Origin of the sequence: Marmoricola sp. URHB0036 (genome assembly GCF_000426045.1) — a bacterium.
Taxonomy (GTDB): domain Bacteria; phylum Actinomycetota; class Actinomycetes; order Propionibacteriales; family Nocardioidaceae; genus Marmoricola.
The window spans coordinates 23,654-49,836 of the sequence record NZ_AUEP01000018.1; the positions used below are offsets into that span (position 1 = coordinate 23,654).

The window sequence follows — 26,183 nt, forward strand, 5'->3', positions numbered from 1 at the left end:
CCCGTGACGCCGGCGGCGACAGCCCCCGAGCCGCGGTTCGACCCGGAGATCGGCCCGGAAATCGGCTTTGGGCGGCACGTGCCGGTCCAGGACACGATGCTGCGCGCCCTCGGGGTGCTTCGGTTCGTGGTGCTGCTCAACGCCATCGGCATCTACCTGGTGCGCTACGACCACTACGACCACCCCGTCGCGGGCTGGCTGGTGATGGGGTTCCTCGTCGTGTGGACCGTCTTCGCCGTGTGGGCGTACGCCGCACCGGCTCGGCGTACTCCGTTGCTCCTGGTCGCGGACCTGCTCGTCGCGGTCGCGGCGATCGGCGTCTCGCCGTACGTCAAGGGCGAGGGGTTGAACGCGACCCTGCCCGGCTTCTGGGTGATGGGGGCCGTGCTCGCGTGGGCGATCCTCTGGCGCTGGCAGGGCGGTCTCGCTGCGGCCGTGGTGGTCTCCGTCGCCGACATCAGCATCCGCGACGACATCACCCAGAAGATCTACGGCAACATCTTCCTACTGGTCGTGGGCGGCGCCATCGTCGGCTTCCTCTCCGGGCTGCTCCAGCAGATGGCCGGGCAGCGGGACCGGGCCGAGCGCGCCGCCGCCACTGCGGCCGAGCGCCAGCGGCTGGCCCGCGTGGTGCACGACGGGGTGCTGCAGGTGCTCGCTCTCGTGCAGCGACGGGCTCCGGAGCTCGGGCCCGACGGCCGCGAGCTCGGCCGGTTGGCAGGGGAGCAGGAGGTGCAGCTGCGGGGGCTCGTGCAGCAGGACTCGCGTGAGCTGGTGGCGCCGCTCGGTGACCGCGACCTCGTACGGATGCTGGCCGAGCTGCAGAGTCCGAACGTCCACGTGGCCGTGCCGGGAACTCCCGCGATGCTGCCGGCCGAGCGGGCCAGCGAGGTACTGGCGGCCGTCGAGTCCTGTCTCAGCAATGTGCGCCACCACGTCGGGCGCGACGCGGAGGCCTGGGTGCTGCTGGAGGAGCTCGACGACCGGTGGGTCGTGTCGGTGCGCGACGACGGGCCGGGCATCCCCGAGGGGCGCCTCGAACAGTCCGCTGCCGAGGGACGACTGGGCGTGCAGCAGTCGATCGTCGGCCGGTTGCGCGACCTCGGGGGTACGGCGACGCTGCGGTCGACGGCCGGCCAGGGCACCGAGTGGGAGCTCGACGTGCCGCGATGACCATCCATTCCGAGCATCCCTTCCTCGACCCGGACCCGGATCCCGTACGCCGCCTCCGCGGTCGACTCGGCGGGGCGGTCACGCTCTGGACGAGCGGCACCGAGGAGTGGGCCGGCCTCACCGTCTCCTCGGTGATGGTGGCCGGTGGCGAGCCGGGTCGCCTGATCGCCCTGCTCGATCCCGACTCGGACCTGCGCTCGGTGCTGGCGGAGACGGGTCGGTCCGTCGTACAGCTGCTCGAGTGGGGGCACCGCGACCTCGCCGAGGCCTTCGCCGGCCAGCTGCCGTCGCCCGGCGGCCCGTTCCGGATGGGTGAGTGGGAGCAGACCGAGTTCGGGCCACGCCTCGTCTCGGCGACCTCCTGGGCAGCGGTCGAGCTCGAGTCGAGCGAGACCGTCGGCTGGTCGGACCTCGTGGTCACCCGGGTCGTCGACGTCGTCCTCGGTGACGACGCCGAGCCGCTGGTGCATCGACGTGGGCGATACCGCCGCCAGGACGGGTGAGGGCGGCTAGGGTGCGCGCGTGACCTCGGACACGGACGAGCAGCAGCTGCGGGTGATGGTCGTCGACGACCACCCGATGTGGCGCGAGGGCGTGGCCCGCGACCTGACCGAGGCCGGCATGCGCGTCGTCGCCACCGCGTCGAACGGCACCGAGGCGATCACCCGGTTCCCGGCCGCGCGGCCCGACGTACTCGTGCTCGACCTGCAGATCCCCGAGCCCAACGGCGTGGCGGTGACCGCCGAGGTGGTCCGCCAGAACCCGGGCGTGCGGGTGCTGATCCTGTCCGCGAGCGGCGAGCAGCAGGACGTGCTCGAGGCCGTGAAGGCGGGCGCGACCGGCTACCTGGTCAAGTCGGCATCTCGCGACGAGCTGCTCGACGCCGTACGACGGGTCGCCCACGGTGACACCGTCTTCACCCCGGGCCTGGCCGGGCTGGTGCTGGGGGAGTACCGCCGCCTCTCCGACACCCCGGCCGACGCCACGGACGGCGCCCCGCGACTGACCGAGCGCGAGACCGAGGTGCTGCGGATGGTGGCGAAGGGGCTCTCCTACAAGCAGATCGCTGAGCGTCTGGTGCTCTCGCACCGGACCGTCCAGAACCACGTCCAGAACACCCTGCGCAAGCTGCAGCTGCACAACCGGGTGCAGCTGGTGCGCTACGCGATCGAGCAGGGCCTCGACGACGAGGATCTCCCCGGGGGCGCGCCGTGAGGCCGGGCGCGCGCGGGGAAGAACCACGCGTTGGGTAGCGTTGACCACGAGACACACCGGAGAAGGAGCACGACATGGGCCAGGGAACGTTGCTGTTCCGCGCATCGCTCGGTGACGTGCTGAGGGCCGAGCGGATGCGTCAGGGAATGACCCTGCGCGAGCTCTCGTCGTCCGCCCGGGTCAGCCTCGGGTACATCTCCGAGATCGAGCGCGGCCAGAAGGAAGCCTCCTCCGAGCTCCTCGCCGCCCTCTGCGAAGCCCTCGACGTCCCCCTGTCCGGCGTACTCCGCGAGGTCAGCGACCAGGTCGCCGACGAGGAGCTCGCCCTCGAGGCCCTCCAGCCGCCCGCCCCGGGTGGGGTTGTCGCGTCGGCCGCGTAGAGGACAGGGTTTCCCCGGACGTCCGGGGAAACTGAGGGCTGGCAGGCAAAGTTTGGTGCGCCAGCCCGGAAGGTCGGCTGCCAACCTTGGTGGATTTGTTGTCAGACGTGGACGGGGCCACCGGCCAGGGCCGACATGATGCGGGCGATCATCTGTTCGGGTTGATACAGGTCGGCCCAGGTGATCCGAATACATCGCCAGCCGGTGAGACCGCAGATCCGCTCCTCGCGCTTCTTCTCGCGAAGAATGGCGTCCAGCGGCTTCTCGCCCGGGCGAAGGTACTTGAGGTACTTCTCCTTCCCGTCGAACTCGAGGAAGACACCCAGCTCAGGCCAGGCGAAGTCGAGCCGGGCCAGCAACTTTCCGGCGGCATCGCAAATGTCGTAACCGGTCTTCGGTGCGGGCACGCCATGGCGCCAGAGCTTGTAGGACGTTCGTGACTCGCCGACCGATTCGCAGCGTGGGTTGGCCAGGCGGATGACGAGGTCAGTCGTCAGGGTGTCCTTCCACAGACGCATGGCCTCGGCTCCCTCCCGGAGATTCGCCTTGGTCGTTGCGCCGACATGCAGAAAGTGGTCGACGACGGCGAGACTGTGCTCGACGTCCAGAATTCGCGTCACATCGAGTGCCGTTCGGGTCGGGGACGTGACGCTGAGTGAGTCGAGTTCGACGATGTCTCGGGGGACCAGCAGCCCCCGATGCTGCACGAGTCCGGCCTCTGAGCGCCCACCCCTGCGGTCGGTGCGCGTCACGTGCACCATGTCGAGTGGAAGCTCCCAGGTTGGCGCACCGTGCAGGACAACCGCGGTGACGTGAGAGAAGACCAGGTTGGTCTTTGCGGTGCGCAGGGCTGCCATGGCACGCACGATGTGCCGTTCATCGCCGGGCAGCGGATCCCACAGCTCCCGGAAGAAGTAGGACCCGTGTCGTACGCGTGTCAGGACCCCACGTCGGACGGCGCGTGCCAAGTGCTCATCGGTGTAGCCGAGGGCAATCGCTTCGTGCCGCAGGAAGATCCCATGTGTGTCGCAGATCTGGCGAAGTTCGTCGTACATGCGGTGAGGGTGTGCCAGGTCCGTGGCGCCGCGCGCGGCTCGTCATCCGAGCTGTGGAGCGCACCGCCGTGGTCGCCTCTGTGGACGCGAAATGGTCAGAGCTGGCAGGCAGTCTTGTGGGCTGGCAGGCGAAGTATTGCCCGCCAGCCCTGGGTTTCCCCGGACGTCCGGGGAAACCGCGGCACCCACGAGCCCCTACGCCACCCCCGCCGCCTTCTCCAGCGCACCCAGCTCGTCATCGAGGTGGGTGAGCAGGCGCTGGAGGTGGGGGACGCTGCGGCGGCAGCCGGTGAGGCCGAAGTCCATGTCGTCGGCGTAGCTGTTGCAGGTGATGTTCAGGGCCATGCCGTTGATCGGGATCGACAGCGGGTAGGTGCCGGTCATCCTGGCGCCGTTGAGGTACTGCACCGAGCGGGGGCCGGGCACGTTGCTGATGATCAGGTTGAACGGCGGGCGGATGATGCCGTGCAGGCGCAGCATCGGCGTGACGATCGACGGGGCCATGCCCAGGGCGCTCATCGCCATGATCTGCAGCTGGGTCATCGAGCCGAGCGCCTCCTTGCCGGTCTTCATCGACCCGTGGATCGCAGCGAGCCGGTCGGCCGGGTCGTGCAGCTCGGTGCCGAGCTTGACCATCACCGCACCGACCGCGTTGCCGCCCTCGCCGGAGGCCGACTGCGACTGCTTCGCGTTCAGGCCCACCGGCACCATCGAGACGAGCCCCGAGTCCGGCAGGGCGTCGTGCTCGATGAGGTAGGTACGGATCGCGCCGGAGCACATCGCGAGCACCACGTCGTTCAGGGTCGTCCCGCTGGCCTTGCCGATCGCGCGCAGCCGCTCGATCGGCCAGCCCTGCGCGGCGAAGCGACGCGAGCCGGTGATGGTGGTGTTGAACATCGTGCGCGGGGCGTAGAGCGAGAGGGCCGACGTCTCGTTCTTCAGGCCGCTCCTCAGGGTCTTGACCAGGGCCGCGGGCAGTCCGGCGGCGTCGGCGGTGATGCCGAGCGCCGTACGCATGGCGTCGAGGGGTACGGCGGCCAAGCTGTGCTCGGCCTCGTCACGGGCCTTCTCGGTCTTCTTGCCGGGCCGGGCCGCCCACATCGCGGGCATGTCGCGCTTGTCGGGGTCGGTGGTCATCACGCTCTGCAACAGCCGCATCGCGGAGATGCCGTCGACCAGCGAGTGGTGCATCTTGGTGTAGAGCGCCACCCGCCCGTCGCGCATGCCCTCGATCAGGTGCGCCTCCCACAACGGCCGCTCGCGGGCCAGACGAGTGCTGTGCAGCCGCGAGCACAGCTCGAGCAGCTCGCGGACGCGACCCGGCTTGGGCAGGGCGCTGTGCCGGAAGTGGTACTCGAGGTCGAAGGCGTCGTCCTGCGTCCAGGCCCACTGGCCGGCAGTGGTGATGCCGCGGGTCGGCCGCTTGAGGAACAGCGGCGCCATCTCCTCGACCTCGGACATCTGCTCGTAGATCTGACGCACGTAGTCGCGCGGAGCGCCCTCGGGCTTCTCGAAGAGCTGCAGGCCACCGACGTGCATCGGCATCTGCCGGTTCTCGGCGTACAGGAACGCCGCCGACGTCGGATCCATCGGAACTGCCACAAGGGCCCCCTCTCACAGGTGTGCGCATCCTCGCGTGTCTGACGCCGATTGAACACCCGGCGTCCGCAGCCGGGCACCGCGACGGGGTATAGGTTCGGCCTCGGGCGACGACGTCGAGCACCGGGAGGTCCCGTGACCCAGACCAGCGCGCGCTTCGGCGGGCACGACTACGTCATCGTCGGTGCCGGGAGCGCCGGCGCGGTCCTCGCGGCCCGACTCACCGAGGACCCGGGCGTGCGCGTGCTGCTGCTCGAGGCCGGCCCGGAGGCGGAGGCCGACGAGATCTCGATCCCGGCCGCGTTCCCGGCGCTGTTCAAGACGCGGTGGGACTGGAACTACACCACCACCGAGCAGAAGCAGCTGCACAACCGACGCGCCTACTGGCCGCGGATGAAGGCGCTCGGCGGGTGCTCGTCGATGAACGCGATGATCTACATCCGGGGCAACGCCGCCGACTACGACTCCTGGCGCGACGAGTACGGCGCCAAGGGCTGGGGCCACGAGGACGTGCTCCCGTACTTCATCCGTGCCGAGGGCAACACCCGGCTCGGCGCGCCGTACCACGGCCACGACGGCCCGTTGCACGTCGAGGACCGCCGCTACACCCACGAGCTCACCGACCTGTGGGTCGAGAGCGCGGTCAGCGCCGGCCTGAAGCCGACCGATGACTTCAACGGCGCCGAGCAGGAAGGAGCCGGCCGCTACCAGGTGACCTGCAACAAGGGTCGCCGCTGGTCGGTCAACGAGGCCTACCTCAAGCCGGTGCGCGACCGCGAGAACCTCGACGTCGAGACCGGCGCCTTCGCCACCCGCATCGTGGTCGAGGGTGGTCGCGCGACCGGGGTGACCTACCGCGCCGGTGGCCGCGAGATCACGGCCACGGCGACGCGGGAGGTCCTCCTGTGCGGTGGTGCGATCAACAGCCCGCAGCTGCTGATGGTCTCCGGCATCGGGCCGGCTGCCCACCTCGAGGAGCACGGCGTCGACGTCGTCGCCGACGTCTCGGGTGTGGGGCAGAACCTCCAGGACCATCCCGTGGTCCCGATGCTCTGGTACACCCGCGGCACCACCGACCTGGCGGAGTACAACAACGTGCGCAGCCTGCTGCGGTGGAAGACCAGGGGCACCGGACCGCTGACCTCCAACGTCGGTGAGGGGGGCGGGTTCCTGCGCACCCGCGACGACCTGCCGGCCCCCGACGTCCAGTACCACGTGGCCCCCGCCGGCTTCTACGACAACGGGTTCCACGAGCCCACCGAGCGGATGTTCACCGCCGCCCCGACCCTGGTCTCGGTGCGCAGCCGCGGTTCGCTCCGGCTGCGCTCGGCCGATCCGGCCTGGCACCCGGAGATCGATGCTGCGTACTACGACGACGGCGCTGACCTCGACGCGATGCTCGCCGGCATGAAGCGGGCCTGGGAGATCTCCAGCCAGGGACCGCTCGCCCGCCACCTGGTCCGGCCCTGGCAGCTGCCGGACAGCCCGAGCGACGACGACTTCGTCGAACACCTGCGCACCTGGTCGCAGACGCTCTACCACCCCGTCGCGACGTGCGCGATGGGCTCGGGCGAGGACGCCGTGGTCGATCCCGAGCTCAGGGTCCACGGGGTCGACGGTCTCCGGGTCGTGGACGCCTCCGTGATGCCCGCCGTACCCCGGGGGAACACCAACGCCCCCACCGTGATGATCGCCGAGAAGGCGTCCGACCTGATCAGGAGCGCGCAATGACCCCCGAGATGACCGCCGAGATGACCGCCACCCGGCAGACCTTCGACTCGCTCAACCCGCGCACCGGCGACGTGGTCGGGACCCATCCGGTGCACACCCCCGACGAGGTCAAGGCCGCTGTCGACCGTGCCCAGGAGGCTGCGGCCTGGTGGTCCGGCCTGTCGTACGACGAGCGGGCGGACCTGCTGACCCTGTGGAAGGGCGTGATGACGCGCCGGATCGCCCAGCTCGCCAACGTCGTGCACGAGGAGACCGGCAAGCCGCACAGCGACGCCACCCTCGAGGCCGCGCTCGCCCTCGACCACGTGTCCTGGGCCGCCAAGCGCGCCAAGAAGGTCCTCGGCCGTCAGAAGGTCTCCGCCGGACTGGTGATGGCCAACCAGGCGGCGACGGTGCAGTACCTCCCGCTCGGCGTGATCGGCGTGATCGGCCCGTGGAACTACCCGGTGTTCACCCCGATGGGCTCGATCGCCTACGCCCTGGCCGCCGGCAACGCAGTGGTGTTCAAGCCGAGCGAGCTGACGCCCGGGGTCGGCCAGTGGCTGGCCGCGACGTTCGCCGAGGTGGTCCCCGATCACCCCGTGTTCCAGGTCGTCACCGGCCTCGGCGAGACCGGCGCCGCCCTGTGCCGGTCCGGGGTGAACAAGCTCGCCTTCACCGGCTCGACCGCGACCGGCAAGAAGGTGATGGCCGCCTGCGCCGAGACGCTGACGCCCGTGGTGATCGAGGCCGGTGGCAAGGACGCCGTGCTCGTCGACGAGGATGCCGATCTCGAGGCGGCGGCCGACGCCGCCCTCTGGGGCGCGTGCTCCAACGCCGGCCAGACCTGCGTCGGGGTCGAGCGCATCTATGTCCACGACCGGGTCTACGACGAGTTCCTCTCCCAACTGGTCGACAAGGCCCGGGACCTCACCGCCGACGACAGCCCCGACTCGAAGATCGGGCCGATCACGATGCCCAGCCAGCTCGGCGTCATCGGCTCCCACATCCAGGACGCCATCGACCGCGGCGGCCGGGCGGTCCTCGGCGGTCCCAACGCGGTGGGTGATCGCTTCGTGCAGCCGACGATCCTGGTCGACGTACCCGAGGACTCCTCGGCGGTGCAGGAGGAGACCTTCGGCCCGACGGTGACCGTCACCCGGGTCAGGGACATGGACGAGGCCGTGGCCAAGGCCAACGGCACCCGCTACGGACTGGGCTCGACGGTGTTCTCCAAGGCGCGCGGCATGGAGCTCGCCGAACGAATCCGCTCCGGCATGACCGCGGTCAACGGGATGATCACCTTCGCCGGCATCCCGGCGCTCCCGTTCGGCGGGGTCGGCGACTCGGGCTTCGGCCGGATCCACGGGCCCGACGGGCTCAAGGAGTTCACCTACGCCAAGGCGATCGCCCGCCAGCGGTTCAAGCCGGCGCTCGCGCTGACCACCTTCGCCCGCACCGCCAAGGCCGACAACCAGCTGACCCAGATCGTCACGATGCTCCACGGCCGTGGATCCACGCTCAAGAAGTAGTGGTGCGCGCGAGCAGCTGACGCGCTACGGGGCCGCAGCCGCCCCGCACCTCGAGCTCGCGATGACCCGCGGCCGCACCTCGTTGCGGCAGCGGGGGGCCCGGCTCCGGGCGAAGAGCTGGCAGGTCGGCCAGTGCGCGATCGCGGCCGGGACGGCGTGGGCGATCGCCACCGACGTCTTCGACCACCAACGCGCCTTCTTCGCGCCGGTGGCGGCGGTGGTCTGCCTCGGCACGTCCTACGGCCAGCGCCTGCGGCGGGTCGGCGAGGTCACCGTCGGGGTGTCCCTCGGGGTCTTCCTCGGCGACATGCTCATCCAGGCGCTCGGGGTCGGGGGCTGGCAGGTGGCCCTGATCGTGACCCTCGCCATGTCCACCGCGCTGCTCCTGGACCAGGGCAACCTGCTCGTCACCCAGGCGGCCGTCCAGGCGGTGGTGGTGGCGACGCTGCTGCCCTACCCGGGCGCGGCCTTCTCCCGCTGGACCGACGCCCTGATCGGCGGGGGAGTCGCCCTGGTCGCGGCTGCCGTCGTACCCCGGGCACCGTTGCGGCGTCCTCGCGAGCAGGCCGGCGTGATCGTCCGGAAGATCTCCGCACTGCTGCGCGCGGCCGCGGAGAGCATCCTGGACGGGGAGGTCGACCAGGCGCTCGAGGTGCTCCGCGACGCGCGAGCCACCGACGAGCTCATCGGTGAGCTCCGCGCAGCCGCCGACGAGGGCCTCTCGGTGGTGCGGTCGTCGCCCTTCCGGCGTCGGCACCGCGGGCGGGTGCGCGCGATGGCCGAGCTGGTCGAGCCCCTCGACTTCGCGCTGCGCAACACCCGCGTGCTGGTCAGGCGGGTGGCGGTGGCTGCCTACCGGAACGAGCCGATCCCACCGTCGTACGCCGCCCTGCTGGACGACCTCGCCAACCTCACCGACGCCATCGCCGACGAGCTGCGTGCTGGCCGAGCGGCCACCGCCGTGCGCGACCGGCTGGTCGAGCTGGGGCGCGAGACGGCCCACGTCGAGCGCACCCGTGATCTCTCCGCCGAGGTGATCCTCGCGCAGGTGCGCTCGCTGGTGGCAGACCTGCTCGCCGTCACCGGGCTCGACCCGCTCGCCGCCACCGACCTGATCCCGCTGGCGCCGGAGTAGGCCCGTCGGTCGGTGGTCGCATTGGTGGTCGCTTTGGTGGTCCGTGGTTTGGCCGGGCGCCCGGCCAAACTGTCAGTGGAGGGGTGAAACATCGCGCCTCCACTGAACAGATGGCCGGGCGCCTGGCCAAACTGGCCCGCCCAGACGCCAGCGCTCAGAGCTCGCGCACCACCGAGTCGACCACGGCCACCAGATCCCCGTCGGTGCGCTCGGCGACGCGCCGCTGGCGCTGGTAGGACGCACCTCGGCGAGGGATGTCCTCGACCAGGGCGAGGTCGGCACTGCAGCCGAGACGCTCCGCGACGGGAGCCAGCTCCTCGAGGAGCCGGGCCAGGTCCTCCTGCAGGAGGCACTCGTTGGAGTGCTCGTCGAGGATGATCCAGGCGTCCAGGCCGTAGCGGGCGGCTCGCCACTTGTTCTCCTGCACGTGCCACGGCGGCATCGACGGCAGGGTCTCACCGCGGGACAACCGGTCGGAGAGGTCGACGACGAGGCAGTGGGTCAGCGCCACCAACGCACGCATCTCGTCGAGCGTGGAGACGCCGTCGCAGATCCGCACCTCGACCGTGCCGAGGCGCGGCGCCGGCCGCACGTCCCAGCGGATCTCGTCGATCTCCTCGATCACGCCGGTGACCTGCAGGTCGTGGGCGTAGGCCTCGAAGTCGGCCCAGGTCTCGAACTGGAACGGGAGCCCGGCTGTCGGCAGCTGCTGGAACATCATCGCCCGGTTGCTGGCGTAGCCGGTGTCGGTGCCGGCCCAGATGGGGGAGGAAGCGGAGAGGGCCTGCAGGTGGGGGTACCACTTCAGGAGGCTGGAGACGATCGGCATGGCGTGCTCGCGGGGTACGCCGACGTGGACGTGCACGCCCCAGATCAGCATCTGCCGACCCCACCACTGGGTCCGCGCGATCAGCTCCTCGTAGCGGTGTCCCGGCGTCAGCAGCTGGTGTGACCACGCGGCGAAGGGATGGGTGCCGGCGGAGTACAAGTCGACGCCGAGCTCGTCGGCGGACGGACGGACGAGCTCGATCAGCCCGGCCAGCTCGGACATCGCCTGGTCCGTCGTACGGCAGATGCTGGTGGTCAGCTCGACGGTGTTGCGGAGCAGCTCCTTGTGGATCCGTGGCTGTACGCCGTGCCGGGAGGTGACCAGGTCGAACAGCTCCGAGGCGGCGTTGACGAGATCGCGCGACCGCTTGTCGACCAGGGCGAACTCCCACTCCACGCCGAGGGTCGGCTCGGGTGAGTCCGCGAATTCGATGGGCACGCGCTCATCGTTCCACGGTCAGGGGGCGGGGGTCGCCCCCGCGCTGGCCGCCAGCAACCGGGCGAAGGAGCCGTCCGCGTTGCGGAAGCCGTCGGACCCGATCACGTAGACGACCAGGTTGCCGCCGGCGTGCACCGCCTGCAGCGTCACCTGCTGGCCGACGAGACCGGCGAACTCCTGAGCGTTGCTCTCGACGGTGCCGTCGTGGTCGAAGTCGGCGCTCGCCTTGTCGTTCAGGCCGTTCTGCGGGCCCAGGTCGAGGTTCGTCGTGCCGAGGCAGAACGAGCTGCCGCAGGCCTGCCAGGTCCCGTCGACCCGGTCGAGCTTCGGCGCAGCAGGCGTGGGCGTCGCGGTCGGCGTCGGGGTCGGCTTGGGCGTGGGCTTCGGGGCCGGCTTCGACGGCGTGGTCGTCGCGGGCTTCGGGGCGGCCGGGTGCTGGACGACGTGCTTCTTGGTCGTGGCGTGCACGGCGTGCTTGCGCACGACCCGGGTCTTCTCGGGCGCCGGCGGCGGCGGGGAAGGCACGGCGAAGACGCCGGTCTGGTAGCCGGTCTGGAAGGACATCACCAGCTGCACGTAGTAGTCGGAGTGGTTGTAGCGGAAGGCTGCTCGGGCCACGCCCGCCGGGTCGGCCAGGCTGCCGCCGGCGCCGCACAGGTAGACCGCGGCACCGAGGGCGCTGTCGTCGATGTCGTCGGGGTTCTTCTGCCCGTCGCCGTCACCGTCGCGGGCCACGGCTTTCCAGGTCTGCGGCAGGAACTGCATCTGGCCCACGGCGCGGTCCCAGACCAGGTCGTGGTCGAGAACGCCGTGGTCGCTGTCCTTGATCGCGGCGAAGGCGCCGGCGCCGTTGAGCTGGGGTCCGCGGATCTCCGGACGGGAGACGCCGTCGGAGCCGAGCTGGGCACCGCCGAAGCGGCCGTGGTTGGACTCCACCCGACCGATGGCGGCCAGCAGGGTCCAGGAGATGTCGCAGCCCGGGTCGGCGGTGGCCATCACCTTCTCCGCGTGGTGGTAGGCCCGCAGTGCCGCCTCGGGTACGTCGTTGCTGCCCGTGCTGCTGATCTCGAAGAACTGCTTGTCGCTGCGCGTCCCGTGCGAGTCGTGGTGCGTCCCGCGGCTGACCAAGGTGGTGCCGGGCACGACCTGCTGCAGCGTGGTCAGCTGCCAGTAGAAGCCGAGGGGGGCGGCGTCCGGCGCGGAGGAGACGCCCTGGGTGGTGGCGCTGACCTCGGAGGCGGACGCGGTCTGCTGGTGGCTCAGTGGGGAGGCACCGAGGCCGACGAGGGCCAGGACCAGGGGGCTGATGAGCACCCAGACGTACTTCATCGCGGGACTTTCGTGAGGGTTCGGGCGAGCACCCCCCAGCCTAGGTAGCAAAACGGTCGGCTCTGTCCAGAAAGCCCCAAAAATGCCCAAAACGGGCTTAATAGGTCTAACCGGACTAGACAGGTCCGCCGCTCAGCTGGCGCAGCCGGGCCAGCCAAGGCAGGTGCGTGCCGTCGAACGGCGCGGCGCGCCTGGTGACCGAGGCGAGGACGTGCTGGCAGCTGGTGACTGCCTGCTCGGTCACCTCGTCGGGGTAGCCGAGCGCGACCCGGTGGGCCGCGAACTCGTCCTCGTCGTCGACCCAGATGCGTCCGGTCGTTCCCTGGATCACATCGAGGTCGAGGTCGACGGCACGGACGAGGTCGTCGCCGTGCCAGACCGCAGGCGTGGCGATGTCGACGTAGGTGTCGAAGGGTCGCTTGGCGTCGTCGCCGTAGAACGTGCCGAGCCACCAGGCGTCGTGGGGGACCAGCGTCACGTGGTCGGCTGTGGCGTGGAAGGCGCGCACCGGGCTGGCCAGCAGGGTGCCTTCGGTGATGCCGATCCAGGTCCCGTGGCCGTCCACCCCTAGCCGCACTCCGTCGAACTCCCAGTGCGGGTCGTCGGGCCACTTGCGGCACTCGACGCGCACAGGACGCGCGGACCGGCTGGGCCGAGAGGACATGGGGGCGAGGATACGTTGGGCCGGTGGCCGACATCCCCCTCCCGACGTACGACGACATCCGGGCGGCGGTGGCCCTGATCGCTCCGTGGGTACGCCGTACGCCGATCCTCGAGGTCGACGTGGACGGGCGGCCCGTCGCGCTGAAGCTGGAGCTGTTCCAGCACTCCGGCTCGTTCAAGGCCCGCGGTGCCTTCACCAGCGTGCTCTCGGCACCCGAGCCGCCGACTGCGCTGGTGGCTGCGTCGGGCGGCAACCACGGCCTCGCCGTCGCCCACGTCGGCCACCGGCTGGGCATCCCGACCCGCATCTTCGTGCCGGAGGCCGCCCCGGCAGTCAAGGTCGACGCGATCGCGGCGCTCGGGGCCGAGGTCGACCGGGTGGGCTCGACCTACGCCGAGGCCTTCCTGGCCAGCCGCGAGGCGGCCGAGCGGCCCGGTGTGCTGGCGCTGCACGCCTACGACTCGTTCGGCACGGTCACCGGCCAGGGGACGCTCGGCGCCGAGGTCGGCCAGCAGCTGCCCGACGTCGACACCGTGCTCCTCGCGGTCGGTGGCGGTGGCCTCTGCTCAGGAGTGACCCTGGGGCTGGCGGGGTCACGACCGGCGGCCCGGGTGCTGGCCGTGGAACCGACGACCTGTCCGACGCTGCACGACGCCCTTGCGGCAGGCGCTCCCGTCGACGTGCAGGTCGGCGGGGTGGCGGCCGACGCGCTGGGCGCCTCCCGGCTCGGCCAGATCGCCTTTGCCGCAGTCACCGAGCACGACACCGCGTCGGTGCTCGTCGAGGACGACGCGATCGTCGAGGCCCGTCGCTGGCTGTGGCGAGAGGCGAGGGTGGCGGCCGAGCCGGCCGGGGCGACGGCACTCGCGGCCGTGCTCACCGGTGCCTACGTGCCGTCCGAGGGCGAGCGGGTCTGCGTGGTGGTCTGCGGCGGCAACGCCGACCCGGCGGGGTTGTGAGCCTCAGGCGTCCGGACGCCACTCGAGGATGACTGACGGCGGGTCGTCGGGTCCGTCCTCGGAATGCCGGCGTTCGCCGACCTCGACCAGACCGGCAGCGCGGGCGGTGGCCATCGAGGCGTGGTTGTGCCGCTTCACCGTCGCCCGCACGGTGTGCCCGGGGAGCTCCTCGCGGACGCCGGCCATGATCGCCTGCGCGAGCTCGCGGCCGTAGCCGCGCCCGAGCGCGTCGTGGGCGAGGCGGTAGTAGAGGTTCACGACCGTCTCGTCGGGCGTCGGCTTGACCCCGCCCCAGCCGACCAGCCGTCCGGTCGACAGCTCCTCCACGGCGACGTACCCGTAACCGAACTGCTCCCAGTCGAGGAGGTATGACGCCAGCCGCTGCTCGCACTGCTCGGGCGTCGGCATGCTGGCCGGCGCGTGCGCGTAGGTGCGCGGGTCGCTGTGCAGCTCGGTGAACGCCGCCAGGTCCTCGCCCACCGGTCGACGCAGCCGCAGGTGCTCGGTCTCCCGCTCGAAGGGCATGCGTCATCCTCCCCGGCCGGACGTATGACGCACGGGCGGGTCAGTGCTTGCGGGTCGGCATCGTCTTGGGGGCGAGTCGGGCGACGACGTCCTGGTAGCGCGAGCCGAGGAGCTTGGCGAAGTGGTGCATGGCGTGGGCGTCGATGCCGACGAGCACTCGTGCCTTCCCGGCGAGGGCGCCGTCGAGGATGATGCGGGCGGCCTTCTCGGCAGTCATCCGGGCCAGCTTCTTCTCGAAGAAGGAGTCGATCGCGGCCGCGTCCTGGCTGGCCGTCTTGCGGCCGTGGCGGGCGATGCCGGTCTTGATGCCGCCGGGGTGGATGCAGGTCACGGTCACGGGGTGGCCGTTGATCAGCATCTCCTCGCGCAGGGCCTCGGTGAAGCCGCGGACGGCGTACTTGGTCGCGTTGTACGCCGTCTGGCCCGGCATGCTGATCAGGCCGAACAGGCTGGAGATGTTCACCACGGCGCCGTCGCCCGAGGCGATCAGGTGCGGCAGGAACTCCTTGGTGCCGTTGATGACGCCCATGAAGTTGACTCCGACGATCCAGTCGAAGTCGTCGTAGGTCATCTCCTCGAAGTCGCCGGTCACGGTTACGCCGGCGTTGTTGACCACCATGTTCACGCGGCCGAACTGCTCGACGACTGCCTGGGCGAGGTCGGCGACGGCGCTGCGGTCGGAGACGTCGACGACGTCGCTGCGCAGCTCGCGGGCACCGGCTTCCTTGAGCAGGTCGACGGTCTCGGCCAGTGCCTCCTCGTTCCAGTCCGAGACGGCGAGGAGTGCTCCGCGGCGAGCAGCGAGCAGCGCCATCTCGCGGCCCATGCCGGAGCCGGCGCCGGTGATCACGACGACCTTGTCGTTGAGGTCCTTCATGCGACGTTCTCCTGGGGGATCGGGGTGGCAGTGCGCCTGGTGACGACGTACTGGTCGAGGTCGAAGCTACGCAACAGCCCGCGGAACGCGAACGTGGTGCGTGGCCACAGGGTGGTGTTGCGGCCGTGGGAGTCGATGTACCAGCTCGCGCAGCCGCCGGTGCTCCAGACGGTGCGCTTCATCCGGCGCTGCACGTCGTCGTTCCAGGCGTCCTGTGCCTGCTGGGTGGGCTCGACGGTGGCGATCCCGCGCTCGCCCATCTGTTGCAGCGCTGAGCGGATGTAGGCGATCTGGCTCTCGATGATGAACACCATCGAGGAGTGCCCGAGCCCGGTGTTGGGGCCGACGATCTGGAACAGGTTGGGGAAGCCGGCGATCGTGGTGCCCTTGTACGCCGCCATGCCGGTCTCGCGCCAGGCGTCCGCGAGGGTGCGGCCGTCGCGACCCTTCACGTGCTCGGCGATCGGCTGCTCGGTCGTGTAGAAGCCGGTCGCCACCACGATCGCATCGACCTCGCGGACGGTGCCGTCGGCAGTGACGATGCCGGTCGGCGTGATCTCGCGGATGCCGTCGGTGACGAGGTCGACATGGTCGGAGTCGAGCGCGGGGTAGTAGTCGTTGGAGATCAGGATGCGCTTGCAGCCGATCTGGAAGTGCGGGGTGACGGCCTTGCGCAGCTCGGGGTCGGAGATGCCTCGCTCGATGTTCTGGAGTGCCAGCTTCTTCGCCGGGACGGCCAGCCTGGGGTTGATGGTGAACCCGGGGACGAAGCACTCACGGCCCCAGTAGATGCCGGTGCGGTAGGCCTTCTGCACCAGCGGCAGGTGCCGGAACGCGAACCGCTCGATCGCCTTGTAGGGCCGGTCGCCGCGCGGCATCACCCAGGGAGCGGTGCGCTGGTAGACGTCGAGGTGCGCGGCCTGCTTGGCCACCTCCGGCACGATCTGGATCGCCGACGCGCCGGTGCCGATGACGGCTACCCGCTTGCCGGTGAGGTCGTAGTCGTGGTTCCAGCGCGCCGAGTGGAAGATCTCGCCGGCGAAGGAGTCGATGCCGGCGATGTCCGGCAGCTTGGGCTCGGAGAGCCCTCCGGAGCCGGTGACCAGGATGTCGGCGAGGACCTCGCCGTGGTCGGTGCCGATGTGCCAGACGCGCTCCTCCTCGTCCCAGGCGGCGTCCTCGACCGTGACGCCGAACCGGAACCGGTCCAGCACTCCTGCTTCGCGGGCGGTGCGCTCGAGGTAGGCCTGGATCTCCGGTTGGGGGGAGAAGGACCGCGACCAGTCCGGGTTGGGCGCGAAGCTGAACGAGTAGAGCTGACTGGGCACGTCGCAGGCCGCACCGGGGTAGGTGTTGTCGCGCCAGGTCCCGCCGACGCTCTGGCCCTTGTCGACGACGAGGAAGTCGCCGAAGCCGTGCTCGTCGAGCTTGATCGCGGTGCCCAGGCCGGCGAAACCAGCGCCGACGACGAACACCCGGACGCGCTCGGGGAGGGAGATCGAGGTCATGGGACCACCCTGCCAACGTACTGAACAACCGTCAATAGCGTTGTTGACCCGAGTTCAGTAACATGGGACACATGTCCACCACCCGGATCCGGATGAGTCCCGACAGCCGGCGCGAGCAGCTGATCGAGCTCGGCGTGCGCCTGCTCGCGACCCGGTCGCTGGAGGACCTCTCCATCGAGACACTGGCCGAGGAGGCCGGCATCTCCCGCGGGCTGCTCTACCACTACTTCGGCGGCAAGCAGGAGTTCCACACCGCCGTCGTACGTCGCGCCGCCGACGACCTCTTCGCCGTGACGGCTCCCGACGGGGACGGCAGCCCCCTCGAGCAGCTCGAGGGCTCCCTGGCCCGCTACGTCGACTACGTCGTGGACAACTACGAGGGCTATGTCTCGCTGGTCCGTGGCGCCGCCGGCGGGCACGAAGGCCTGCGCGAGATCTACGAGGAGTCCCGCGAGGCCCTCACCGGCCGTCTCTTCGAAGGCCCGGTCGCCGAGGAGGCCGCGCAGCTCGGCCTGGTCGACACGCCTGCGGTCCGGCTGATCGTCCGGGGCTGGTCGGCCTTCACCGAGGAGGTCGTCCTCGACTGGGTGCGCGACCCCCGCGGCATCACTCGCGAAGAGCTGCTGCAGACCCTCTCGGCGTCGTTGCCCGCCATCCTGGCGCCGCAGGCCCGCGGCTGAAGACCCAGAGCTTCATCGCACCGAACCGCAGCACGGTCACGCCCAGGTTGGCGAGCGTGAGTACGACGACCTCGGCCCCTCGACCGGGAGAGCTCACCGCGTGGAGCAGCCACAGCGAGCCCGTCGTGGCCGCGAGCCCGGCCGCGAAGATGACGAGCCCCTGCACCTGGTGACGTACGACGTCCCGCGGGCCGCGCACGCCGAAGGTGAACCGCCGGTTGGCCGCCGTGTTCGCGATGGCCGTCAGCAGCAGTGCGCTGAAGTTGGCCCACCACGACGTCATCGTCGACCGGAGCGCCAGGTAGAGCACGGCGTAGGCCAGTGTCGAGCCGACGCCGATCACCAGGAAGATGCCGACCTGCATGCCGAGTCGACCCCGACCCGCCTCCGAGCTGGTCCGGCCGAGCCGCTCGCCGATCTCGCGGAGGGGGAGTGTGCCGCGCACCAGCGAGCGTCCCAGCCGGACCATGCCCTTGAGGTCGTCGACCGCCGTACGCACGAGGTCCACGCTGCTGTCGGGGTCGTCGACCCAGTCGACGGGCACCTCGTGGATCCGCAGGCCGGCCCGCTCGGCGACGACGAGCAGCTCGGTGTCGAAGAACCACGCGTTGTCCTCGACCAGCGGCAGCAGCTCGCGGGCCGCGTCGCGGCGGATCGCCTTGAACCCGCACTGGGCGTCGCTGAACCGGGCCCGGAGCACCTGCCGCAGCAGCAGGTTGTAGCTGCGCGAGATCAGCTCCCGCTTCGCGCCTCGCTCCACCCGCGAGTGGCGGGCCAGGCGCGAGCCGATGGCGACGTCGGAGTGACCGCTGACCAGCGGTGCGACGAGGGGGAGCAGCGCGGCCAGGTCGGTGGACAGGTCGACGTCCATGTAGACCAGGACGTCGCTCTCCGAGGCGCTCCACACCCGCTTCAGGGCTCGCCCCCGACCCTTCTCGGCGAGGTGCACGACCGAGACCTCGGGGTTGGTGTGGCTGAGGCGACGGGCGATCAGTGCCGTCTGGTCGGTGCTCGCGTTGTCGGCGATCGTCACCCGGAACGACCAGGGCATCGTGCGCAGGTGTTCCAGCACCCGCTCGACCGAGGCTGCGAGCTGCGCCTCCTCGTTGTAGACCGGGATCACCACGTCCAGGACCGTCGTCGTGGCGAACCCGGGCTCACCGGGGGAGGCCGGCTGCACCAGCGCGCTCACTTGATCCCGCCCGAGAGGTCGTAGAGGGTCACGCCGTCCACGGTGGTCGCGGTGAAGTTGGCAGCGACCCACTGGGCGATCTCGCTGCTGTCGTTGCTGCCGGTGCCACCCGGTCCGCCGCCGACCCCACCGCTGCCGATGAACCAGTGGACCTGTCCGTCGGCGACGTACTTCTCGAACTGTGCGAGCGTCGGGCTCGGGTCGCTGCCGTTGAAGCCGCCGATCGCCATCACCGGCTCCTCGCTGGCCAGCTGGTAGCCGGCGGCGTTGTTGGCGCCCAAGGCCGCGGCTGCCCAGGTGTAGCTGTCGGCGTCGTTCTGCAGGAGCTTGGTCACCGCCGCACTCGAGGTGCTCCCGTTGAGCAGGCCGCCCATGCCGCCGCCGGTGGGTGCGGTCCTGGTGGTGCCTCCCTGAGCCGGGCCGGTCTGGCCCTGGCCCTGGCCTTGGCCCTGGGCCGGCGGGGTCCCCAGCTGGCGCATGCCCCCGGGCAGCCCGCCCGGGCCACCCATCCCGCCGGCCGTGGTCGGTCCGGCGCTCGGGATGGAGCCGGTGTGCGGGGTGGACGCGGTGCTCACGGCGTACGCCGCCGGCCCGGCCAGGCCGGTCACCAACGCGGCCGCCGCCACGGCCAGAGCCACCCTGTGGGGCAGGTGACGTACGCCGGCCAGGACGAGTGCCGCCGCGAGACCGGCGACCACGACGACCCACTTCAGCCAGGGGACGAAGCCGTCGGCCCGGTCGAGCAGGTACCACGCGAGCACCGACGTCATGGCCGTGGTGAACGCGAGCACTCCGCTGGCGGCGTACGACGCGCGGTGCTGCCACAGCACCCAGGCGCCGATGCCGACGAGCGCCGCGATCGCCGGCGCCAGGGCGACCGTGTAGTAGGCGTGGAAGATGCCGGCCATGAAGCTGAAGGTCAGCGCCGTCACGAGCAGCCAGGCCAGCCAGAGGGTGAGCGCACTGCGCAGGTGCTGGTGGCGCCGCCCGAACCAGAGGGCGGCTCCACCCAGCACGAGGGCGGCCGGGAGCAGCCAGGCGATCTGGCCGCCGATCTCGGTGTCGAACAGCCGGAACAGCCCGGTCGCGCCCCAGTTGCCGGCGCCGCCACCGCCGCCGCCGACCGAGCCGGTCTCGTTGCCGCTGAGTCGCCCGAGCCCGTTGTAGCCGAGGGTCAGCTCGAGGATGGAGTTGTCCTGGGAGCCGCCGATGTAGGGACGGCTCGACGCCGGCCACAGCTGGACGATCGCGATCCACCAGCCACCCGCGAGCAGCATCGTCCCGAACGCCACCATCAGGTGACCGAGGCGCTTGCCCCACGAGGTCCGGGCGAACAGCAGGTACGCGAGCGCCAGGGCCGGCAACACCAGGAACGCCTGCAACATCTTGGTCAGGAAGGCGAGTCCGACCAGGGCACCCCCGAGGGAGAGCCACCGGACGGGGTGGCCACCCTCGCGGCCACTGGAGTCGACGGCGCGCAGAGTGGCTCCGGCAGCGCCGACCATCAGCAGGGTGAGCATCGCGTCGGGGTTGTTGAACCGGAACATCAGCACGGCGACCGGTGCCAGCGCCATCGTGGCGCCGGCGACCAGACCGGCCGCGGCCGATCCCGTCGTACGACGGACCAGGCGGTGCAGCAGCCCGACGGTGGCCACGCCCATCAACGCCTGCGGGACCAGGATGCTCCAGCTCGACAGCCCGAAGACGCGCACCGAGAGGGCCATCGGCCACAGCGACAGCGGAGTCTTGTCGACCGTGATCGAGCCGGCCGCGTCACTGGAGCCGAAGAAGAACGCCTTCCACGACTCGGAGCCGGCCTGCACGGCGGCGGAGTAGAAGGAGTTGGCCCAGCCGCTGGCCCCGAGCCCCCAGAGGTAGAGGACCCCGGTCGCGACGAGCAGCGCGATCAGTGCCGGTCGTGCCCAGGCCGGCTCGTCGGCCGGCCCGCGCCAGAGACGGACGATCCGGTCGGGAACCTGCCCGGAGCGACGGGTTCGGTCGGAGGGGAGCGCTCCTGGCTCCCAAGTGGTCGTGGGTCCCGAGGGCCGGGGAAGCGTGGTGGTGTCCATGCCGAGAGGTTCGGCGACCCACCTGCGACGGCCGTGTGGTCGTTCTGTGGGGGCGCTGTGAGGGTGGCGCCCGCCCGGACACGAACGTGGACGGGCGCCGCGTCGCTCAGTGGTAGAAGTACGGGTCGAGCACCGACACCTCGGTGATCACGTCGACCGGCAGCTCGTTGGTGCCGGCGGCGCTCCGGATCGCCGCCGGGTCCGGCGCGTCGTAGATGCAGAACGAGGTGTGGTGGTCGGGCGAGACGTAGGAGTGCAGCCAGGTGACGCCGTGGCCGGCGTTCCCGGCCACCACCTTGAGGCATGTCTCGGCACCGGTGTGGTCGACCGGGATCTCCAGGCCGTCCGGGAAGGTGCGCTGTACGAGGTAACGAGGCATCGGGATTGTCCTTCGTGTGTGGGTGGGACTTGATGCCTCGATCCTGTGCGGGCCGGTGGCCTGCGACATCGGTCACCGGTGCCCATGTTTCGGCGAGGCGATGACCTGGTCGGTCCACGCCGCCACGGCCCGCGCGGCCTCGCGTCGGTTGGCGACACCCAGCTTGGCGAGCACGGCCGAGACGTGATGGGCCGCCGTCCTGGCCGAGATGAACAGCGCGGCACCGATCTCGGCGTTGGTCGCGCCGTGGCCCAGCAGGCGAGCCACCTCGAGCTCGCGGTCGGTCAGGCCGGCCGGGTTGGCGGCCGTCGTACGACGCGGTCGGACGGCGACCGTGAGCCCGAGGTCGCGCATCCGTTGCGCCGTGCGGGCGGCGTCCTGCCGGGCTCCCAGCCGGTGCAGCTCGGCCGAGGCCTGCTCGAGGTCGTCGGCGTCGTCCGTCTCCGACAGCGCAAGTGCCGCCTCCCACGGACAGCCGATCTCCCGCCACTGCGCGGCGGCGGCCTGCCAGCGTTGCTCCACCATGGCGCGGTACGGCGCCGCCATCGGGAGGTCCTCGACGACGCCGGTCGCGCGCCACCGCCACCAGGCCAGCTCGCCGGTCGCCCAGGGATGGCCGAGACCCACGGCGAGCTCGAGGGTCGGCGTCACGAGGGCGGGGATCTGGTCGGTACGCCCGGAGTACCAGGCGGCCTCGGCCTGTCCGGCCGCGACCGGCCACAGGCGCTGGAGGTGACCCGTGCGTTCTGCCAGCGCCTGTGCGGTGTCGAGCAAGGCGGGTCCACCCGGTTCTCCGCGTCGGACGAGCACCTTGGCTGCGACCGGCAGGGCGCCGATCCGCGAGATCGGGTCGGTGTCGTCGGGGAGACTGCTGGCCAGCGTGAACGCACGGTCCCAGTCGCCCTGCTCGAGGGCGATCCGGGCCAGCCAGCAGACGGCGTAGTCACGGCTGTGGTCGAGGTCGCGCTCCGTGCAGAAGCGGCGGTTCTCCTCGAGCCAGTGCCGGGCCGTCCGGTAGCGGCGTACCTCTCCGGCGCCCGAGCCGAGGTTGACCATGGCAGAGGCTGTCGCGATGTCGTCGCGCAGCCGCCGGGCGGTCTCGAGCGACTCGACCAGCAACGGCTCGGCGGCCTCGGGGTCGGCGAACCAGTTGGCCGTGCCGACGGCGTTCAGTGCCCACACGAGACCGTGGCCGTCACCCCGCTCACGGGCCAGGCCGATGGCACGCCGGCCGGTCTCCAGCGAGAGCGGGATCTCGCGGGCGAGCATGTACAGCGCGCTGGCGGTGCCGAGCACGTCCACCTCCCCGACCGAGCCGGGGGAGGCGAGCACCAGCTCGACGGCCTCGTCCACGGCGGCCCGGGAGTCGGCGCGACCGAGGATCCACAGCACGCGGGCATGGATGGCCAGGTGCCTCGGCAGGTCGTCGAGGTGGTGGTCCCGGCTGATGGCCACGGCCCGGCTCGAGGCGTCGAGGGCCTCGTCGAGGCGGCCGGTGGCCTGGAGGATCGGGGCGGCCCGTCCGAGGATGTTCGCGGCCCGCGTCGGTTCGGCCCCGTCGAGGTGGGCGACCGCACGGGCCATCTGGGCCGCCGCCTCGCGATGGGAGCCCAGGCGAGCCGCCTGCTCGGCCGCCGCCACCGCGTTCGTCAGCACGGTGGCCGACTCGCCGGCCAGGTCGGCGTGATGGGCGATGCGTGCCTCGTGGTGACCCGATCGGGTGAGCAGCTGGGCGACGACACCCGCGTGCAGCTGCTGGCGTCGTACGGCGGGCAGGCTGTCGAGCACGGCGTTGCGGGCCAGCTCGTGGCGGTACGTCGCGACCCGCGACTCGATCTCGAGCAGGTCGGCGCGCTCGCACTCCTCGAGATCGAGAGCCGTCGATCCGCTGACCGCGAGCAGCAGGTCGAGCTCGACCCGGTCGGGCACGACGGCGGCGGTCTCGAGCGCAGCTCGCGCGCCCTCCGTCAGCCCGGCGGCCCGTCCGACGACGGCGTCCCGTACCGAGGCCGGCACGACGTCGTCCTGGGAGGCGAGCACCTCGGTCACGAAGAACGGGTTCCCCGCCGTGACGGCGTGCACGTGCTCGGCCCGGACCCGGTGGCCCTCGGCGAGTCGGCCGACGGCCTCGACGGACAGCGGAGCGAGGGCCACCCGCAGGCTCCGCTGCGACCGGGCGAGATGACCGGCCACCTCGGCCAGCCGCGGCGGTGCGTCCGGGGCGTGCTCGCGAAGGGTGAGCAGGAGCGTCGAGGTGGTGTCCGCCATCCGCCGGCCGAGGAAGACGAGCAGGTCGAGGGTGGCCTCGTCGGCCCAGTGGACGTCCTCGACGACGACCACGGTCGGCGACTCGGCGAGTGACTCCAGCGCGGCGGTGAACAGCTCGTGACGCCCGGCATCGCTCGCCATCAGCCCGGCCAGCCGGCCACCGGTCTGCAGAGCGATGTCGTGGAGCGGTTGCAGCGGCCGCGGGGTGGTGAGGGGCTCGCAGGCACCGGTGAGCACGCGTCCCTGGTGGCTGTGTGTGAAGGCGCGGACCAGGCTGGTCTTGCCGATCCCGGCCTCGCCGGCGACCAGCACGACGCCGCCCCCGTGCTCTGTCGACCCGGCCGCGAAGGCGGTCAGGTCGTCGAGCTGCCGATCGCGCTCCAGAAGCACCGCTCGATCGTAGAGCGCTACGCCGGCAGGGTCACCGTGAACGTGGTGTCGCCGGGCTCGGACCGGACCGAGGTGCTGCCGGCGTGTGCCTGGACGATCGCGGCGACCAGCGACAGTCCCAGGCCGGCCCCTCCGCTCGCACGCGTGCGCGAGCTGTCGCCACGGGTGAATCGCTCGAAGACGTGGTCGGCGAGTCCTGGGGGGAGGCCCGGGCCGTCGTCGTGCACCGTGATGGTGATGCCGCTGTCGCTCGGCTCGGCCGAGACGGTGACCGTCGTCCCGGGAGGCGTGTGGTGGCGGGCGTTGCTGAGCAGGTTGGTGACCACCTGGTGCAGTCGCTGCTCGTCGCCGGTGACGGTCACCGGCTCCTCGGGCAGCCGGAGCTGCCAGCGGTGGCCGGGAGCGAGCACCCGGGCGTCGCCGACCGACTCGAGCAGCAGCCGGGTGACGTCGACCTCGACACGGTCGAGCGGGCGGCCGGAGTCGAGCCTGGCCAGCAGCAGCAGGTCGTCGACCAGCGTCGACATCCGGTCGGTCTCGGTCTCGACCTTGGTCAGGGCGCTGGCGAGGGCAGCCGGGTCGTCCGGCGTACGACGGGACAGCTCGGCGTAGCCGTGGATCGTGGCCAGCGGCGTACGCAGCTCGTGGGAGGCGTCGGCCACGAACTGGCGCACCTGCTGCTCGCTGCGGTGCCGGGCCGTCAGCGAGACCTCCACGTGCTCGAGCAGCGTGTTCAGCGCCGCCCCGACCTGGCCGACCTCGGTGCGCTCGTCGGTGAGCCGCTCCGGCACCCGCTCGGTGACGCCGATGTCACCGGAGTCCAGGGGGAGTACGGCGACGGCGTGCGCGGTCTGCGCGACGTCGTTGAGCGGACGCAGCTGCCGTCGTACGACGAGCGTGCCGGCTCCTCCGGCGGCGACCACGCCGAGCAGGCCGAGCAGGACCTCCAGCCAGATCAGGCTGGACAGGATGTCGTGGACCTCGGTGGTGGGAAGCCCGGTGACGATCTTGCCGCCCGTGACGTCGCGCGCGATGACGCGGTAGTCGCCCAGAGCCGTCAGGTTGACGGTGTGCAGGGCGCCGTCGGTCGGCACCTTGTCGAGCTGCTCGGTCACCGTGGTGGAGACCGATCGCTTCACCCCTCGATTGTCGTCCCGGGTCGTCACCACGAAGGCCTGGGCCGGCCCCTCCTCGGGGTAGAGCCCGGTGACCGTGCGCAGCTGGGCGCCGAGGTCGGGCCCGGGACCGATGTCGCCGCCCGGAGGGCGACCGAGGTCGAAGCTCTTCATGACCTGGTCGTCCAGCCGGCTGTAGAGATAGCTGCGCATCGCGAGTGCCGTGACCGTGCCGATCAGCACCGAGGTCACGGCGACCAGCACCACCGTGGTGATGACCAGGCGTGACGTCAGCGAACGAGGAAGCCTCATGTGGTCGGCTTCAGCACGTAGCCGGCCCCGCGCATGGTGTGGATCATCGGCTCGCGACCGGCGTCGATCTTCTTGCGCAGGTAGGAGATGTAGAGCTCGACGACGTTGGCCTGCCCGCCGAAGTCGTAGTTCCAGACACGGTCGAGGATCTGGGCCTTGCTGAGCACCCGGCGGGGGTTGCGCATCATGAAGCGGAGCAGCTCGAACTCGGTCGCGGTCAGGCTGATCTCCTCACCGGCCCGGCTCACCTCGTGGCTGTCCTCGTCGAGCTGCAGGTCACCGACGACCAGGGCCGTGGTCGTCGAGGTCTGTTGTGCACCCGACCTCCGCATCAGAGCTCGCAGCCGGGCCACCACCTCCTCGAGCGAGAACGGCTTGGTGACGTAGTCGTCGCCGCCGGCGGTCAGGCCTGCCACCCGGTCCTCGACCGAGTCGCGAGCGGTCAGGAACAGCACGGGTACGTCGTCCTGGTCGCCGCGCAGCCGGCGCAGCACCTCCATGCCGTCGAAGTCGGGCAGCATCATGTCGAGCACGACGGCATCGGGTCGCTGCTTCTTGGCGGTCGACACCGCCTTGGACCCGGTGAGCGCGACCTCGACCTCCCAGCCCTCGTAGCGCAGCGCCATCCGCAGCAGCTCGGCGATGTTCTCCTCGTCGTCGACCACGAGGACGCGCAGAGGGCTGCCGTCGGCTCGGGTGAGGTCGGGCTCAGCGCTCTTCATGCTGCTCACTCTGGTGGCTGCGCCACCGGGGAGTCCATGAGGTGGCTGTGCGTTTCCTGTGAACGCGCTGCCGTGGGCGTGCCGGGTTTCGTTGCCGAGACACAGGACAAACACAGGTTCTCGGCGCA

Annotated in this window: 23 protein-coding genes; 9 read left to right on the top strand and 14 right to left on the bottom strand. The window is 71.0% G+C overall.

All coding sequences use genetic code 11. From position 1 onward, the window contains the following. The first annotated feature begins 3 nt into the window (after positions 1-3). The 4 genes from macS (at position 4) to H976_RS0118935 (ending at position 2,768) form a co-directional block, all read left to right on the top strand. Positions 4-1,173, top strand: coding sequence for a MacS family sensor histidine kinase (gene macS / locus H976_RS0118920; RefSeq protein ID WP_231388992.1), 1,170 nt, complete (start codon positions 4-6; stop codon positions 1,171-1,173). Beyond that, positions 1,170-1,676: a flavin reductase family protein gene (locus H976_RS0118925; protein ID WP_027862818.1), complete on the top strand. Its 507-nt coding sequence runs from the start codon at positions 1,170-1,172 to the stop codon at positions 1,674-1,676. The genes macS and H976_RS0118925 overlap by 4 nt, the downstream gene beginning before the upstream one ends. A 55-nt stretch (positions 1,677-1,731) precedes the next feature. Further along, positions 1,732-2,388 carry a response regulator transcription factor gene (locus tag H976_RS0118930; protein ID WP_155918536.1) on the top strand — a complete coding sequence of 219 codons (657 nt, stop codon included), beginning with the start codon at positions 1,732-1,734 and terminating at the stop codon, positions 2,386-2,388. A gap of 74 nt (positions 2,389-2,462) precedes the next feature. Beyond that, on the top strand, positions 2,463-2,768 hold the full coding sequence (locus tag H976_RS0118935) for a helix-turn-helix domain-containing protein (protein WP_027862820.1): 306 nt from the start codon (positions 2,463-2,465) through the stop codon (positions 2,766-2,768). A gap of 101 nt (positions 2,769-2,869) precedes the next feature. On the opposite strand, the gene H976_RS0118940 is transcribed toward H976_RS0118935, so the two are convergent. Both H976_RS0118940 and H976_RS0118945 read right to left on the bottom strand, forming a co-directional pair. Beyond that, positions 2,870-3,823 (bottom strand): type IV toxin-antitoxin system AbiEi family antitoxin domain-containing protein, encoded by a 954-nt coding sequence (locus H976_RS0118940; RefSeq protein ID WP_027862821.1) that lies wholly within the window; start codon positions 3,821-3,823, stop codon positions 2,870-2,872. A gap of 195 nt (positions 3,824-4,018) precedes the next feature. After that, positions 4,019-5,413, bottom strand: a complete 1,395-nt coding sequence (locus H976_RS0118945; protein WP_051277067.1) for a wax ester/triacylglycerol synthase family O-acyltransferase — start codon at positions 5,411-5,413, stop codon at positions 4,019-4,021. Between the two features lie 144 nt (positions 5,414-5,557). Between H976_RS0118945 and H976_RS0118950 the strand changes: the two genes are divergently transcribed. Genes H976_RS0118950 through H976_RS0118960 form a run of 3 tightly spaced genes read left to right on the top strand, consistent with a single transcriptional unit; the run spans position 5,558 to position 9,799 of the window. After that, the gene (locus H976_RS0118950) at positions 5,558-7,153 is read left to right on the top strand and encodes a GMC family oxidoreductase (RefSeq protein ID WP_027862823.1); all 1,596 of its coding nucleotides are present in this window, start codon (positions 5,558-5,560) and stop codon (positions 7,151-7,153) included. Beyond that, positions 7,150-8,664, top strand: coding sequence for an aldehyde dehydrogenase family protein (locus tag H976_RS0118955; RefSeq protein WP_231388993.1), 1,515 nt, complete (start codon positions 7,150-7,152; stop codon positions 8,662-8,664). Before H976_RS0118950 ends, H976_RS0118955 begins: the two co-directional genes overlap by 4 nt. Further along, positions 8,642-9,799: an aromatic acid exporter family protein gene (locus H976_RS0118960; RefSeq protein WP_231388994.1), complete on the top strand. Its 1,158-nt coding sequence runs from the start codon at positions 8,642-8,644 to the stop codon at positions 9,797-9,799. The genes H976_RS0118955 and H976_RS0118960 overlap by 23 nt, the downstream gene beginning before the upstream one ends. 154 nt (positions 9,800-9,953) lie before the next feature. Here H976_RS0118960 and H976_RS0118965 read toward each other — a convergent pair whose 3' ends face one another. The 3 genes from H976_RS0118965 to H976_RS29090 form a co-directional block, all read right to left on the bottom strand. Continuing rightward, entirely contained in the window at positions 9,954-11,066 is a 1,113-nt protein-coding gene (locus H976_RS0118965) for a glutamate--cysteine ligase (protein ID WP_027862826.1), read from the bottom strand. Between the two features lie 18 nt (positions 11,067-11,084). Next, positions 11,085-12,395 carry a lytic murein transglycosylase gene (locus tag H976_RS29085; RefSeq protein ID WP_051277069.1) on the bottom strand — a complete coding sequence of 437 codons (1,311 nt, stop codon included), beginning with the start codon at positions 12,393-12,395 and terminating at the stop codon, positions 11,085-11,087. A gap of 115 nt (positions 12,396-12,510) precedes the next feature. Continuing rightward, complete coding sequence (locus H976_RS29090) at positions 12,511-13,059, bottom strand: DUF402 domain-containing protein (protein ID WP_081683033.1); 549 nt, start codon at positions 13,057-13,059, stop codon at positions 12,511-12,513. A 23-nt stretch (positions 13,060-13,082) separates the two neighbouring features. On the opposite strand from H976_RS29090, the gene H976_RS0118980 reads away from it, so the two are divergent. Then, entirely contained in the window at positions 13,083-14,018 is a 936-nt protein-coding gene (locus tag H976_RS0118980; protein ID WP_027862827.1) for a threonine/serine dehydratase, read from the top strand. Between the two features lie 3 nt (positions 14,019-14,021). Here the strand turns inward: H976_RS0118980 and H976_RS27325 are convergent, their stop codons facing one another. The 3 genes from H976_RS27325 to H976_RS27330 are packed head-to-tail and all read right to left on the bottom strand — an operon-like array spanning position 14,022 to position 16,928. Continuing rightward, a complete protein-coding gene (locus tag H976_RS27325) occupies positions 14,022-14,543 on the bottom strand; it encodes a GNAT family N-acetyltransferase (protein ID WP_051277073.1) in 522 nt (173 codons plus the stop codon). A gap of 40 nt (positions 14,544-14,583) precedes the next feature. Beyond that, positions 14,584-15,420 carry an SDR family oxidoreductase gene (locus tag H976_RS0118990; protein WP_027862828.1) on the bottom strand — a complete coding sequence of 279 codons (837 nt, stop codon included), beginning with the start codon at positions 15,418-15,420 and terminating at the stop codon, positions 14,584-14,586. Then, a complete protein-coding gene (locus H976_RS27330) occupies positions 15,417-16,928 on the bottom strand; it encodes an NAD(P)/FAD-dependent oxidoreductase (RefSeq protein ID WP_051277074.1) in 1,512 nt (503 codons plus the stop codon). Before H976_RS27330 ends, H976_RS0118990 begins: the two co-directional genes overlap by 4 nt. Before the next feature lie 71 nt (positions 16,929-16,999). On the opposite strand from H976_RS27330, the gene H976_RS0119000 reads away from it, so the two are divergent. Then, positions 17,000-17,608 carry a TetR/AcrR family transcriptional regulator gene (locus H976_RS0119000; RefSeq protein WP_036227420.1) on the top strand — a complete coding sequence of 203 codons (609 nt, stop codon included), beginning with the start codon at positions 17,000-17,002 and terminating at the stop codon, positions 17,606-17,608. On the opposite strand, the gene H976_RS27335 is transcribed toward H976_RS0119000, so the two are convergent. The 6 genes from H976_RS27335 to H976_RS0119030 form a co-directional block, all read right to left on the bottom strand. Next, positions 17,535-18,800 (bottom strand): bifunctional glycosyltransferase family 2/GtrA family protein, encoded by a 1,266-nt coding sequence (locus H976_RS27335; protein ID WP_081683034.1) that lies wholly within the window; start codon positions 18,798-18,800, stop codon positions 17,535-17,537. The two genes, H976_RS0119000 and H976_RS27335, sit on opposite strands and share 74 nt — an antisense overlap. Then, positions 18,797-20,869: a glycosyltransferase family 39 protein gene (locus tag H976_RS0119010; protein ID WP_027862830.1), complete on the bottom strand. Its 2,073-nt coding sequence runs from the start codon at positions 20,867-20,869 to the stop codon at positions 18,797-18,799. The genes H976_RS27335 and H976_RS0119010 overlap by 4 nt, the downstream gene beginning before the upstream one ends. Before the next feature lie 106 nt (positions 20,870-20,975). Continuing rightward, a complete protein-coding gene (locus H976_RS0119015; protein ID WP_027862831.1) occupies positions 20,976-21,248 on the bottom strand; it encodes a DUF4242 domain-containing protein in 273 nt (90 codons plus the stop codon). A 72-nt stretch (positions 21,249-21,320) separates the two neighbouring features. Next, complete coding sequence (locus H976_RS0119020) at positions 21,321-23,906, bottom strand: AAA family ATPase (protein WP_027862832.1); 2,586 nt, start codon at positions 23,904-23,906, stop codon at positions 21,321-21,323. A 17-nt stretch (positions 23,907-23,923) separates the two neighbouring features. Then, positions 23,924-25,333 carry a cell wall metabolism sensor histidine kinase WalK gene (locus H976_RS0119025; protein ID WP_027862833.1) on the bottom strand — a complete coding sequence of 470 codons (1,410 nt, stop codon included), beginning with the start codon at positions 25,331-25,333 and terminating at the stop codon, positions 23,924-23,926. Next, the gene (locus H976_RS0119030) at positions 25,330-26,055 is read right to left on the bottom strand and encodes a response regulator transcription factor (RefSeq protein ID WP_027862834.1); all 726 of its coding nucleotides are present in this window, start codon (positions 26,053-26,055) and stop codon (positions 25,330-25,332) included. The genes H976_RS0119025 and H976_RS0119030 overlap by 4 nt, the downstream gene beginning before the upstream one ends. Between the last annotated feature and the right edge of the window lie 128 nt (positions 26,056-26,183).

Coding starts and splice junctions, on each gene's coding strand:
- H976_RS0118990 (WP_027862828.1), bottom strand. CDS start 15,420: ATGAAGGACCTCAACGACAAGGTCGTCGTGATCACCGGCGCCGGCTCC.
- H976_RS0118955 (WP_231388993.1), top strand. CDS start 7,150: ATGACCCCCGAGATGACCGCCGAGATGACCGCCACCCGGCAGACCTTC.
- H976_RS0119000 (WP_036227420.1), top strand. CDS start 17,000: ATGTCCACCACCCGGATCCGGATGAGTCCCGACAGCCGGCGCGAGCAG.
- H976_RS0118940 (WP_027862821.1), bottom strand. CDS start 3,823: ATGTACGACGAACTTCGCCAGATCTGCGACACACATGGGATCTTCCTG.
- H976_RS0119025 (WP_027862833.1), bottom strand. CDS start 25,333: ATGAGGCTTCCTCGTTCGCTGACGTCACGCCTGGTCATCACCACGGTG.
- H976_RS29085 (WP_051277069.1), bottom strand. CDS start 12,395: ATGAAGTACGTCTGGGTGCTCATCAGCCCCCTGGTCCTGGCCCTCGTC.
- H976_RS0118935 (WP_027862820.1), top strand. CDS start 2,463: ATGGGCCAGGGAACGTTGCTGTTCCGCGCATCGCTCGGTGACGTGCTG.
- H976_RS0118925 (WP_027862818.1), top strand. CDS start 1,170: ATGACCATCCATTCCGAGCATCCCTTCCTCGACCCGGACCCGGATCCC.
- H976_RS27330 (WP_051277074.1), bottom strand. CDS start 16,928: ATGACCTCGATCTCCCTCCCCGAGCGCGTCCGGGTGTTCGTCGTCGGC.
- H976_RS29090 (WP_081683033.1), bottom strand. CDS start 13,059: ATGTCCTCTCGGCCCAGCCGGTCCGCGCGTCCTGTGCGCGTCGAGTGC.
- H976_RS0119015 (WP_027862831.1), bottom strand. CDS start 21,248: ATGCCTCGTTACCTCGTACAGCGCACCTTCCCGGACGGCCTGGAGATC.
- H976_RS0119010 (WP_027862830.1), bottom strand. CDS start 20,869: ATGGACACCACCACGCTTCCCCGGCCCTCGGGACCCACGACCACTTGG.
- H976_RS0118945 (WP_051277067.1), bottom strand. CDS start 5,413: ATGGATCCGACGTCGGCGGCGTTCCTGTACGCCGAGAACCGGCAGATG.
- H976_RS27325 (WP_051277073.1), bottom strand. CDS start 14,543: ATGCCCTTCGAGCGGGAGACCGAGCACCTGCGGCTGCGTCGACCGGTG.
- H976_RS0119030 (WP_027862834.1), bottom strand. CDS start 26,055: ATGAAGAGCGCTGAGCCCGACCTCACCCGAGCCGACGGCAGCCCTCTG.
- H976_RS0118930 (WP_155918536.1), top strand. CDS start 1,732: ATGGTCGTCGACGACCACCCGATGTGGCGCGAGGGCGTGGCCCGCGAC.